The organism is Halolactibacillus miurensis (assembly GCF_900116255.1).
Classification (GTDB): Bacteria; Bacillota; Bacilli; order Bacillales; family Amphibacillaceae; genus Halolactibacillus; species Halolactibacillus miurensis.
On sequence record NZ_FPAI01000020.1, the window covers coordinates 42,672 to 56,272 of the forward strand.

The window sequence follows — 13,601 nt, forward strand, 5'->3', positions numbered from 1 at the left end:
ATCCATTCCAAGAGTTTTACGAATAAAACTATCAAAGAGTGACGAAATAAAGCGATTACATTTAGCGTTTTTCTACAATGTTTTATTGAAACGTGGTTGCTATAATCAATTTGTAAGACGAATTCGTGCTACATAACAGAAGGGGGGAAGAACATGTCTGAGTTAAAAGTTAAGTTATGGCAACGCTCAGACATCGATGGCTTTTTTGGTTTATTTACGAATAACTTAACGAATATGCTTGTCATGGCAGGTTTGCTGATCGGTGTCGGTTTTCCAACATCCATGATTTTTGGAGCAATCTTACCAGCTGTTGGGTTATCTATTTTTGCGAGCAGTGTCATCTATAGTGTGATGGCTTATCGCTTAGCCAAAAAAGAACAACGTAATACGGTGACGGCTTTACCATCAGGTACGAGTGTCCCTCATATGTTCCTGATCGTGTTCCTGATTATGGGTCCTGTCTACCGCACAACAAATGATCCTTATATTGCTTGGTTTGCTGGATTGAGTTGGGGATTTATTGAAGGAGCGATTGAACTGGTAGGATCATTAATTGGTCCGAAAATTAAAGCAGCTGTCCCTCGTGCAGCGATGCTTGGTTCACTTGCCGGTGCTTCCATTACGTTTATTGCGATGTCGCCCGCCATGCAATCTTTTGATTTACCATACATTGGTCTCGTTTCATTCACTATTATTCTACTAGGATGGTTTGGTAAAGTGTCCTTTCCAAAACATGTGCCTGTCGGTCTTGTGGCGATTGTCATTGGAACGGCTATCGGTTGGATGACAGGTGTCATGGATGTTTCATCTTTTATTGAAGCGCTAAACACCATTGATATTGGTTTACCTACTTTTTCAATCAGTCGTATTATTAGTGGATTTAATGAAGCGGCACCATTTATTGTCGCTGCCATTCCTTTAGGTATCTATAATATGTTTGAAACCATCGATAATATTGAAAGTGCAGAGGTAGCAGGTGACCGTTATGACACAATGACGACGATGATTGCTGATGGGTCCACGAGTATATTAGCAAGTTTGTTTGGTAGTCCTTTCCCAACAGCGGTGTTCATTGGACATCCGGGTTGGAAAGAAGCTGGGGCAAGAATTGGTTACACCCTTGCTACTGGTATCACTATTTTAGTTATTTCATGGTTAGGACTTATCTCATTATTACTTACTATTATCCCATTAGAAGCCATCTTACCTATTCTTATTTACATCGGTTTAATTATCGGTGCGCAAGCTTTTCAACAAGTGGATAGAAAATATGCCCCTGCGATTATTTTAGCACTGATCCCGTGGTTAGCGGATTGGGCTAAAAACTTAATTGGGGATACACTCGCAAGTATTGGGACAAGTGCTGAAGAAATTGGTTATGAAGTCATTGAACAAACAGGACTTCATTATAGTGGCTTAGTCACTTTAGGAAGTGGCGCCATTATTATTGGCATGGTCTGGTCAACCATTCTCGTCTTTATTATTGACCAACAGTTTAAAAAGGCAAGTGTTGTAAGCGTTCTATCAGGTGTGTTGTCCTATTTCGGAGTCATCCACTATGACACAGTTGGGATCCATGTAGGTTTCCCTATGTTTCTCAGTTATTTAGCTGTTGCTGCCTTGTTATTGGTGATGGGAGTTAGAAGCGAAAAGTCATCCATTAGCAATTTAAATAACTAAATAACAACGAAAAAAAGCATTAATGAACAAACGATAGTCATCTGTTCTCACTAAAAATGACACAATATATTTAATGGAGGGTTTTATTATGACAAACAAATTAGCAGTAGAAGCAAAACCGTATGAATTTACTTTTGATCCAGACAAGACAGCACTCGTAATCATTGATATGCAGCGTGATTTCCTTTATCCAGGTGGATTTGGTGAGCAATTGGGTAACGACGTATCAAAAACAAATGTGATTATTCCTACCGTACAAAAAATGTTAGAAAAAGCGCGCGAAAAAGACATGTTTATCATTCATACTCGCGAAGGTCATCGTCCAGATTTATCAGATGTTCCACCAAGTAAACAACGACGTGGCGGTAACATTGGTGAAGTTGGTCCAATGGGACGCATCCTTGTCCGTGGCGAATATGGTCATGATATTGTGGATGAATTACAACCGAAGTCAGGCGAAGTCGTGCTAGACAAACCAGGTAAGGGTGCCTTTTATCAAACAGATTTAGATAGTATTTTAAAGAATAAAGGGATTGAATCACTTATTGTCGCAGGTGTCACAACACATGTTTGTGTTCAAACAACGATTCGTGAAGCAAATGACCGTGGCTTTGAGTGTTTAATGTTAGAAGATGCGTGTGCCGCTTTTGATCCAAAAGATCATGAAGATTCTATTCGTATGATCAATCAACAAGGTGGTATTTTTGGTTGGACAGCACCAACTGAAAATGTCTTACGCGTATTAGGATAGGAGTGGAGAAAAATGAGTAAACAAACAAAAGGAACGCCTTGGTTTGTCAAAGGCGATACAAACGGATTTTTCGGTTTATTTAGTAACGTATTAACAAACTTTTTAGCGGCGATTGGTTTACTAGCGGCGATTAATATGCCAAGTGATATCCTTTACGGAAAAATCGTACCAGGTACAGCTGTAGCGATTGGTCTTGGTGGTATTATCTTTGCGATTCAAGCAAGAAGAAAATCGCTTGAGACTGGAAAAGAAGATATGACGGCGATGCCGTATGGTCTTAGTGTTCCCCATTATTTCATTGTCGCCTTTGGTGTTATTTTACCGGTCTATGCGGCAACAAATGATTGGGTGATTGCTTGGTCAACAGGGATTGCTTGGAACTTAGTACAAGGGATTATCATGACACTCGGTGCCTTTGTTGGACCGTTCATTCAAAAATATATCCCACGTTCTGCGTTACTTGGTTCACTTGCTGGTATTGCCTTAACGTTTATTGCAATGAACCCAATGGGAGAGATTTTCTCAACACCTTACATTGGATTGCTCACATTAGTGATCGTACTTGGTGGTTGGATTGCCCATAAAAAACTTCCTGGTAATATTCCAGCTGGTTTACTAGCCATTATTATTGGGATGGTACTGGCTTGGGCAACAGGTTACATGGAGTTATCTGCTGTACAAGAAGCAGCAAGCGGTTTTAGAATTGCCTTCCCATCAATCGCGATTGGTAACTTGATTGAAGGATTTGCTTACCTTTCACCATTCCTTGCAGCAGCTATTCCGCTGGCAATTTATGACTTCTTAGAGAGTTTAGATAATATTGAAAGTGCAGAAGTTGAAGGGGATAAATACCCAACCACTCAGTCACTGCTTGTACCAGGTTTATTATCTATTTTAGGTTCGTTTTTAGGTAGTCCTTATCCAACGATTATTTACATCGGGCACCCTGGTTGGAAGAAAGCCGGTGCACGTGTAGGTTACTCAATGGCAACAGGTGTCGGTATTATGTTAATGGCATTTGTAGGATTGATGCCACTTGTGATGTCCATCATTCCACTGGTTGCTCTCTTACCTATTTTAGTGTATATCGCCATGACTATCGGTACACAAGCTTATACAACAGCTGATCCTAAACACGTACCAGCCATGATTTTAGGTTTAATGCCTTTCATTGCAAGTTACGTGATCTTACAAGTTAATAACACCTTAACAGCTGCCGGTTTAAGCGCGAGTGAGATTGGTTTTGATGTATTAAGAGATAATGGTGTTTATTATGAAGGTTGGTCAACACTCGGTGCTTCAGATATCTTAGTTTCCATGATGTTGATTACTATTGTTATTTTCTTGATTGAAAAGAAATTCAAAGTGGCCGCAATATATAGTTTAATTACAGCTGTCTTATCATTCTTTGGATTTATTCACGCAGGTGCTTTTGGTTTCGGTACGGGTAGTGAAGCCGCTCTAGGTTATGTTGCAATGGCCGCTGGTTTACTGTTCTTAAATTACTATAAACATCCAGATGAAAAACACGAATAATAACACAATGACTGAGAGAAGGGGTGCTTTGTGAAATTAACCGGAAAACAAATAGATTGGGGACTTAAGCGTTATTTGCTCGGACAGAATATGGGCCAAGTGATTGGTCAAGTTGTTGGTGTGTATCAACAAGTGATTAATATTCAATTAATACAAGCCGACCGTTTAGTCACAATAGCGAAGTCACAGGTTGTGCAAACGCCCGATATGATAAAAATCTCTGAGGATGATGTGTTTAACGCATGCGTTAAACACATCAATCCGAGTGGAAATGTCTATTTAATCGGTTATAATACGTTGATGATTGAAGATGTCGTGATTGATTTTCACCACGCTGAACTATGGAGCGGTCGCTTTATTCGTTATCCAGACAGTGTCCAGGTCACAGAACAAATGATCAAACAATTGAAAAAGTTTTTAATTCGAAAAGGTCACGATCAAGGTATATTAGGTAGTTATCAAGTAGCTATAAACAATCAGCCATCCGATACTTTATCACTACATCAAGATGCGTTGAAAGACCGGTTAATGATGTTTAAACAGTGGCCAACTCTTGAAGTGATGAAACAATTTGTTGGTTTAGGTATTGGTCTTACCCCGTCAGGAGACGACTTTTTACTTGGGTTGTTTAGTGTCTTTCACTACTATCATACCTCCGAGTGGCGACTCGTTTTAGAATACAAAGATGACTTACTTCAGTACATCAAAGAACGAACAACGTCGGTGAGTTATCACATGTTAAAGCAAATGATTTACGGTCAGACAAACGAGGCATTAAAAACAGTGATTGAAAAAGGCCCTGACATGACGTTAAAAGATTTAGAAACATTTTTACACATTGGTTCAACCTCAGGGACAGACATGCTTGTCGGTGTTCTTGTTGGGTTGGAGCACATTCATAGAAAATATATTCAAGGAGGAATTAGTGATGGTATCGAAAGTGATCATAGAGAAGAATGCTTATCATGATTCAGTAACGCTTATGTCGTTATCTGGAAAAGTTTTAAGTAAAGAAGGCGTAAACGAAGCGGTTGTCTCAATGGCAACGGCAATGAATATAGAGTTATTAGATAATATTGGGTTGTTAACTGATGAAGCAAAAGAAGCAACGGAGAATGATTTAATTATTGCTGTTAAGGCAGAGAGTGAAGAGGCTTTAACGGATACGATTCAATTTATTGATGACGCATTGAATAAGAAAAAAGCGGGTAAAAAATCCGGTCAAGAAAAAACAGCTGAAACACTGTCTCAGGCACTTGATCATTTACCAGATGCCAATTTAGCGATTATTTCTGTGCCGGGTGAATATGCTGCCAGAGAGGCACGATTAGCTTTAAATAAAGGTCTTCATGTCATGATGTTTAGTGATAATGTCACGATTGAAGATGAACGCGCATTAAAAGAACTCGGTCGAGACAAAGGTTTACTTGTGATGGGGCCAGACTGTGGAACAGCGATGTTGAATCAAACGGGTTTATGTTTTGCGAATAACGTTCGCGAAGGAAGCATTGGTTTAGTCGCGGCTTCTGGTACAGGATTACAAGAAGTAGCTGTACAAATTGACCGTCTTGGTTACGGCGTGAGTCAAGCGATTGGAACAGGTGGACGTGACTTACACAAAGATATCGGTGGGATTATGATGCTTGAGGGCTTGCGTGCTTTAAATGAAGATGAACAAACGAAAGTCATTGCCCTCATATCAAAACCACCAGCAAAAGAAGTACAAGATAAAATATTAGCTGAAGTTAAAAAAGTAAACAAACCGGTTATTGTTGGATTTTTAGATGGTGACAAGGATGCCGTTGAAGCTTCAGGTGCAGCGTTTGCAAGTACGTTAATTGAGACGGCAAGACAAGCTGTATTAGCTCTTGATTCATCTGTCACGATCGATAAGGAAATGAGTAATGCCTTAACATTATTCACAGAAAATGAGCAAGCTCAACTTAGCTCATCTCAACAATATATCCGCGGATTATTCTGTGGCGGGACACTGACTTCAGAAGCACTCTCAATTCTTCGAAGTGAAGGCTTAGAAGTGAAAAGTAACGTCGCGAAAAAACCAGAAGAAAAACTGGAAGATATTCATGTGAGCGCGGGTCATACACTACTTGATATGGGTGATGATGATTTCACGAAGGGTAAACCACACCCAATGATTGAACCGTCATTAAGAAATGAACGGATAAGAGAAGAATTATTAAATAAAGAGACAGCTGTCTTACTCCTTGATTTTGAACTAGGTTACGGCGCGCATGAAGACCCAGTGGGTGAATCGATTGACGTATTAAAAGAAACATTAACTGAATTAAAGCAAGAAGGCCGTCACGTCACGGTTATTAGTTACATGTGTGCGACAAAGAATGATAAGCAAGGTTACGACAATCAAGTCGATCGCTTAAGCGCACTCGGTGTGTATGTGGCATCTTCAAACGAAGAAATGAGTCAATTAGCGGCGATGATTACGAAGAAGGAGGTTAAATAAATGGGTAACATTCAAGGATTATTTTCACAACCATTAAAAGTAATTAACATTGGAACATCGACATTTAAAAAAGATTTAGATTTACAACAAACGGAAGCTGTTCAATATGATTGGCGACCTCCAGCAGGTGGAAACATTCAATTGATTGAGGCGCTTGATCAGTTCATCGATAGCGATTTAGTACAAGCAGCAAACGAAGAAGCGATTAAGCGAATCAAAGATGCACATCCGTTCTTAATTGATATTGATCAAGCGAAAAATGTCATTCCAGGTATGCATGAGAAAAAGATTCTTCATTCTGGACCGCCTATTACTTGGGATAAGATGTGTGGACCTGTAAAAGGTGCTATTATCGGTGCGCTGATGTATGAAGGATTAGCTAAAGATGAGTCCGAAGCAACAGCGCTCATCGAACGTGGTGAGATTGAGTTTGGTCCAGCGAATGAACATCAAGCCGTTGGTCCAATGGCGGGTATTATTTCGCCATCAATGCCTGTTCACGTCATTGAAAACCGTACCCATGGTAACCGCGCTTATTGTACGGTGAACGAAGGTTTAGGTAAAGTGCTCAGATTTGGAGCAAACTCTAAAGAAGTACTTGACCGCTTAAAGTGGATTGAAACAACGTTCGCACCGGCGCTTAAAAAAGCCATCGCTTTATCAGATGGTATTGATTTAAAATCAATTACTTCACAAGCGTTGCACATGGGTGATGAGTGTCACAACCGTAATAAAGCGTCAACAAGTCTCTTCTATCGTGAGATCATTGATTATTTCTTACAGACTGACCTTACTCAAGCTGAGTTACGTGATGTCGTTGGATTCATTAAAAATAATGAACATTATTTCTTGAACTTGTCGATGCCAGCAAGTAAATCAGCCTTGGATGCGGCACATGGTATCCCTTACTCGACTGTCGTTACGACAATGGCACGTAATGGTGTAGAGTTTGGTATTCGGGTAAGTGGATTAGGAGAAAAAGAATGGTTCACGGCACCAGCGAACTTCGTGAAAGGACTCTTCTTCCCTGGTTACACAGAAGACGATGCGGCACCAGATTTAGGCGACAGTACCATCACTGAAACGATGGGTATCGGCGGTTTTGCGATGGGTGGTTCACCAGCGATTGTTCAATTTGTTGGTGGTGACGTTGAAGATGCCATTGCGTATAGTGAACAAATGTATGAAATCACCGTTGGTGAGAACACCAATTATTCCATTCCAACGCTTAACTTTAGAGGTGGTGCGTATGGTATTGATATTAGAAAAGTGATTGAAACAAACATCTTACCAGTCATCAATACAGGTATGGCTCATAAAGAAGCCGGTGTTGGTCAAGTAGGTGCAGGTATTGTGCATCCACCAAAAGCTTGTTTTGAACAAGCCTTACTACGATTTAAAGAAACATACGAGGAGGGAGCATCATGAGCAAAATTTTAATTGCGCTTGGCGGTAATGCTTTAGGGGAAAATCCAGAAGAACAACGAAAACTGACACATCAAGCAGCCAAACCCATCGTCGATATGATTGAACAAGGACATCAGGTGATTCTCTCACATGGAAATGGTCCTCAAGTCGGTGCGATTCACTTAGCTTTTGGTAAATACGCTGAAGAAAAAGGGTTAGATAAATTAATGCCGTTCGCCGAATCGGGCGCGATGAGTCAAGGGTATATTGGATACCACTTACAAAACGCCCTCCGAGAAGAACTAGCAACACGAGGCATTGAACGTTCTGTTGCCTCCATTGTGAGCCAAGTACTCGTTGATAAAAATGATCCAGCCTTTACATCACCAACCAAACCGATTGGGCCTTTTTATTCAAAAGAAGAAGCGGACCAATTGATGAAGGAAACAGGTGACACTTACATCGAGGATTCTGGTCGTGGCTATCGTAAAGTGATTCCATCTCCTGCGCCCATTGATATCGTTGAAAAAGACATCATGAAAGATCTCATTGATAACGGTCATATTGTGATCGGCGCAGGTGGTGGCGGTATTCCTGTTATTCAAGAGGGGAAACATAAGCTCACCGGTGTTGAAGCTGTTATTGATAAAGACTTAGCAAGTGAATGTTTAGCGGAAGTTCTAGATGTTGATTTCTTCTTTATCCTAACAGGTGTTGATCAAGTGGCGATCAACTTTGGTAAGCCAAACCAGACGGCTCTTGATTCGATGTCAGTGAAAGAAGCAAAAGAATATATTGAACAAGGTCAATTCCCTAAAGGAAGCATGCTACCTAAGGTAGAAGCGGCGATTAAATTTGTCGAATCTAAAAAAGAAAGAAAAGCGATTATTTCATCGCTCGAACGCGCAAAAGAAGCTGTGGAAGGTAAAACGGGGACAGTTATTTATAAAGACAGAGAAAGTATGTTAACGAACTAAAATGACAACACGATGTATCTTCGGATATATCGTGTTTTCATCGTTTCATAAGGTTGTTTCTTGTCATTAAAAACCCCAAGTGTTATTATAAAATGTAGACGTTTACGAAACAATGCGTCAGTATCTATTAGAGGAGCGTACATTTATGCGTGGAATACTAAAAAAGATTTTTGATGGTAATGAACGCCAATTAAAAGAACTGCGACCAACAGTGGAACAAATTGAGGCGTTAGAGAAAGACTTTGAAAGTTTATCAGATAGTGATTTTAAAAATAAAACAATGGAATTAAAACAACGTGTGGAAAACGGTGAAACGTTAGACGACGTTATGGTTGAAGCTTATGCGGTTGTAAGAGAAGCTTCGAAACGTGTGTTAAATATGCGTCCATTCCCCGTACAGTTAATGGGAGCGATTGTCCTCCATGGCGGTAATATTGCCGAAATGAAAACAGGTGAGGGTAAAACCCTGGCTTCAACATTACCGGCGTATTTAAACGCGCTTTCTGGTGATGGTGTCCATATCATTACCGTAAACGAATACTTAGCTGATCGTGATGCGAAAGAGATGGGGCAGTTGTTTGAATTCCTTGGCTTATCCGTTGGCTTAAATGTGAGTGGGCTATCAAAAGAAGAAAAACGAAAAGCTTATGAAGCGGATATTACGTATGGTACAAATAATGAATTTGGTTTTGACTATTTACGTGATAATATGGTGCTTTATAAAGAACAGATGGTTCAACGACCATTAAACTTTGCGATTATTGATGAGGTCGATTCCATTTTAATTGATGAGGCGAGAACGCCATTAATCATTTCTGGAAGCGCCCGTAAGTCAGCGTCACTTTATCAACAAGCGAATAGCTTTGTCAGAGGGTTAAAGAGGGAACACGACTTTAGCTATGATGAAAAAACAAAAGGTGTTCAGTTAACAGAAGAAGGAATCACAAAGGCAGAAAGCTTCTTTAATATTGATAACTTATTTGATTTAAAACATGTCACTTTAACGCATCATATTAATCAAGCACTTAAAGCACATGCGTCGATGCATCGTGATACGGATTATGTGATTGAAGAAGGACAAGTTGTGATTGTTGACCAATTTACAGGACGTCTCATGAAAGGACGTCGCTACAGTGATGGTTTACACCAAGCGATTGAGGCAAAAGAAGGCTTGCAGATTCAGAATGAATCGATGACGCTAGCTTCTATCACGTTCCAAAACTTCTTTAGAATGTATAATAAATTATCAGGGATGACGGGTACCGCAAAAACAGAAGAGGAAGAGTTCCGTAACATTTATAATATGGATGTTGTGGCTATTCCGACAAACAAACCAATCATTCGTGATGACCGTCCAGACCTTATCTTTAAAACAATGGATGGGAAATTCAAGGCAGTGATTGACGACATTAAAGCGCGTCATGAAGAAGGACAGCCAGTCCTTGTCGGTACAGTTGCGGTTGAAACATCAGAAGTGATTTCAGCGTTACTTAAAAAACGCGGGGTGCCACATAACGTGTTAAATGCGAAAAATCACTACCGAGAAGCTGAAATCATTGAAAATGCCGGACAACAAAAAGCCGTCACCATTGCGACAAACATGGCGGGACGTGGGACTGATATCAAACTTGGTGAAGGTGTGAAAGACCTTGGAGGTTTAGCGGTTATTGGTACCGAACGTCACGAATCACGTCGGATTGATAATCAGTTGCGTGGTCGTTCTGGACGTCAAGGTGACCCAGGTGTGACCCAGTTTTATTTATCGATGGAAGACGATTTAATGCGTCGTTTTGGTTCTGATAATATGAAAGCTGTGATGGATCGTTTTAAGATGGACGATGCCCAACCAATTGAAAGTAAAATGGTCTCAAAAGCCGTTGAATCGGCACAAAAACGCGTGGAAGGTAATAACTTTGATGCGCGTAAGAATGTCTTAAGTTATGACGATGTGTTACGTGAACAACGTGAAATTATTTATCAACAACGCTATGATGTCATTGATTCAGAAAACTTAAAAGAGATTGTGTTGAATATGATTGACACAGTTGTCCAAAATCAAGTAGAACTCCATACCCAAGATGAAGATAATGCGAAATGGGAACTTGACGGACTAACCGAATATATTCATGCGAATCTAGTGGAGTCAGAGTATCTCACCCGTCAGGATCTATCAGATAAGTCCCCAGAAGCACTTGTCTCACTGATTATGGATAAAGTAAAAGAGAAGTATGAGGTGAAGGAACAAGACATGGGTGAAGAACGGATGCGTGAGTTTGAGAAAGTTATTCTCTTACGTGTTGTCGATACGAAATGGATGGACCACATTGACCAAATGGATCAACTTCGTCAAGGGATTCACTTACGTGCTTATGCACAAAACAATCCACTGAATGAATACCGGATGGAAGGTTTTAATATGTTTGAAGCCATGGTTCAGTCTATCAATGAAGACGTGTCACGCTATGTGATGAAGGCACAAGTACGTGAGAACTTACAACGTCAAGAAGTGGCGAAAAATGCCACAGCTGTCTCAGGTGATGACGGGAAAAAACAGAAGAAAAAACAACCATTCGTGAAATCTGATAGCATCGGTCGTAATGACCCATGTCCATGCGGTAGCGGAAAGAAATACAAACATTGTCATGGTAAATAAAAGGAATGGACATCCTTGTACTAAGGGGATGTCCATTCGATTGTAAAGAATAGATGAGGTGAAAGGTAATGGAACTAGTAGAAATTAAACAAGAGTTAGAAAAGATGACAAACCGCTTAGCGGATTTTAGGGGGTCTCTTTGACTTAGATGAAAAGCGGACCAAAATTGCAGAGTTAGAACATGAAATGACGGCACCTGATTTTTGGGATGATCAAAAAAATGCGCAAAAAGTGATCGATGAAGTGAATAGTTATAAAGATGTTGTCAATCGCTTTGATGCGCACGTAGAAACGTTAGAAAACTTAGACGTTAGCTATGAACTCGTAAAAGAAGAGGCGGATGAAGATCTGCAGAGTGAGCTCGAGGAAGAGTTAGCTCAGCTACAAGAGGACTTAAATGCCTTTGAATTACTGATGTTGTTAAGTGAGCCATATGATAAAAATAATGCGATATTAGAACTGCATCCGGGTGCTGGTGGAACAGAATCACAAGACTGGGGCAGTATGCTTCTTAGGATGTACACCCGTTGGGCCGAGAAAAAAGGCTTCAAAGTCGAGACGCTTGATTATTTACCGGGTGATGAGGCTGGCATTAAAAGTGTGACCTTACTGATTAAAGGACACAATGCGTACGGTTATTTAAAAGCAGAGAAAGGTGTCCACCGTTTGGTGAGAATCTCACCCTTTGATTCACAAAACAGACGTCACACGTCGTTTGTATCTTGTGATGTGATGCCTGAACTATCAGATGATGTCGATATTGATATTAAGACTGAAGATTTAAAAATTGATACGTACCGTGCCTCAGGTGCTGGTGGGCAGCACGTCAATACGACGGATTCAGCGGTCCGAATTACGCACTTACCGACAAATTCAATTGTGACGTGTCAATCAGAGCGGTCGCAAATTAAAAATCGTGAACAAGCGATGAAAATGTTAAAGGCTAAGCTCTATCAATTAGAAATTGAAAAGCAACAAGCAGAAGTCGATGCCCTTCGCGGAGAACAAAAAGAAATCGGTTGGGGTAGTCAAATCAGGTCTTATATCTTCCAGCCGTACACGATGATTAAAGATCACCGGACGAACATTGAAGTTGGTAATGTCCAAGGTGTGATGGATGGAGATATCGATCCATTTATTGATGGATACTTGCGTCAACAAATGAGATAATTTGATTTAAAAAGGAAAGAAGCACAGTCATATCTTAGAAGAAGTAACCCCCTTAGAGTGAAAGATTTATACACTTTAAGGGGGTTTTTTAGGGAGTCGTTGAGAACTATCGTTACTCCTGTCATGGGTTGTGGACGATTAAATGTCCTTAAAGACATATGAAGTGATGCCTTAGCTGGATAGTTATCGGAAATATAACAATGACCTTATACTTTTTTGTAAATATGTTAGGGTAGAGATAGAGAATCTGTATTAACACTGTACATACTGATAAAAAAGGAGAGGCTTATGCGAAAACAGATGAAGAATAAGGGTGTTATTTGGGTTATTGTTGTGTTGGTTATGTGTCTGATCGGGACAAGTGTGTTGTTGTATCAAGAGAAACAACAAGAGACACAAGCATTTCGAAGTTTATTAAATCGTTTCTATGTGGAAGTAGATAAGAGTCTACATATCACTTCACTCATTATAGAAAATGATACGGCGGATGATGAGTATATTGAACGCCTATTCATTAATTTAGAAGTCAGTTTAAATAATATGACGACACTATTAGATTTTGTTGAATTTGCTGTTGATGATACAAACTTTCCAAATGGTGATTTTGCTGCGATAGCCTCTTATACAAGTGTAGAAGATTACGGGGAAGTAGCGTATGTTAGGCGGGTAAAAGAGATGTTAACGGATGTAAAACAAGCCATGTATTCAGAAGAACATAACCAAGAGGACCCGAATCTTACTCCAGAGGCATTTAACACCATTGTAGAAGAAGCGACAAATCAAGCTTGGAAGTATTTTAATTAAAAAATAAAGTCCAAAAAATAGACAACAGAGATGTTCAGTTAAATGCGAGGCCACTGAAAATCTTACGATTTTCTTAATGTAAGTTTAATTAGAATCAAAAAAGACGACACATTTATTCAAAAATATGAATAAGTGTCGTCT

At 39.9% G+C, this 13,601-nt stretch carries 10 protein-coding genes; all 10 read left to right on the forward strand.

Annotated features, from left to right (window positions below; all coding sequences use genetic code 11):
- Positions 1 to 153: 153 nt before the first annotated feature.
- On the forward strand, positions 154 to 1,680 hold the full coding sequence (locus BM390_RS11470) for a SulP family inorganic anion transporter (RefSeq protein WP_062322405.1): 1,527 nt from the start codon (positions 154 to 156) through the stop codon (positions 1,678 to 1,680).
- Positions 1,681 to 1,768: 88 nt separating this feature from the next.
- On the forward strand, positions 1,769 to 2,431 hold the full coding sequence (locus BM390_RS11475) for a cysteine hydrolase family protein (protein WP_062322404.1): 663 nt from the start codon (positions 1,769 to 1,771) through the stop codon (positions 2,429 to 2,431).
- 12 nt (positions 2,432 to 2,443) lie between these two features.
- A complete protein-coding gene (locus BM390_RS11480) occupies positions 2,444 to 3,967 on the forward strand; it encodes a SulP family inorganic anion transporter (RefSeq protein ID WP_062322403.1) in 1,524 nt (507 codons plus the stop codon).
- Positions 3,968 to 3,997: 30 nt separating this feature from the next.
- The gene (locus BM390_RS11485; protein ID WP_062322402.1) at positions 3,998 to 4,936 is read left to right on the forward strand and encodes an oxamate carbamoyltransferase subunit AllH family protein; all 939 of its coding nucleotides are present in this window, start codon (positions 3,998 to 4,000) and stop codon (positions 4,934 to 4,936) included.
- Positions 4,896 to 6,449, forward strand: a complete 1,554-nt coding sequence (gene fdrA / locus BM390_RS11490) for an acyl-CoA synthetase FdrA (RefSeq protein WP_062322401.1) — start codon at positions 4,896 to 4,898, stop codon at positions 6,447 to 6,449. Before BM390_RS11485 ends, fdrA begins: the two co-directional genes overlap by 41 nt.
- On the forward strand, positions 6,450 to 7,877 hold the full coding sequence (locus tag BM390_RS11495) for a YlbE family protein (protein WP_062322400.1): 1,428 nt from the start codon (positions 6,450 to 6,452) through the stop codon (positions 7,875 to 7,877).
- The gene (gene arcC, locus BM390_RS11500) at positions 7,874 to 8,833 is read left to right on the forward strand and encodes a carbamate kinase (protein WP_062322398.1); all 960 of its coding nucleotides are present in this window, start codon (positions 7,874 to 7,876) and stop codon (positions 8,831 to 8,833) included. The genes BM390_RS11495 and arcC overlap by 4 nt, the downstream gene beginning before the upstream one ends.
- Before the next feature lie 145 nt (positions 8,834 to 8,978).
- Positions 8,979 to 11,486 carry a preprotein translocase subunit SecA gene (gene secA / locus BM390_RS11505; protein WP_089854887.1) on the forward strand — a complete coding sequence of 836 codons (2,508 nt, stop codon included), beginning with the start codon at positions 8,979 to 8,981 and terminating at the stop codon, positions 11,484 to 11,486.
- A 68-nt stretch (positions 11,487 to 11,554) separates the two neighbouring features.
- Positions 11,555 to 12,656 (forward strand): peptide chain release factor 2 gene (gene prfB / locus BM390_RS11510; protein ID WP_143103176.1). Its coding sequence is split into 2 segments (ribosomal slippage): positions 11,555 to 11,626 and positions 11,628 to 12,656, totalling 1,101 coding nucleotides; the frame shifts between segments, so codons are not numbered across the junction.
- Positions 12,657 to 12,944: 288 nt separating this feature from the next.
- Positions 12,945 to 13,460 (forward strand): hypothetical protein, encoded by a 516-nt coding sequence (locus BM390_RS11515; RefSeq protein ID WP_062322393.1) that lies wholly within the window; start codon positions 12,945 to 12,947, stop codon positions 13,458 to 13,460.
- Positions 13,461 to 13,601 lie beyond the last annotated feature (141 nt).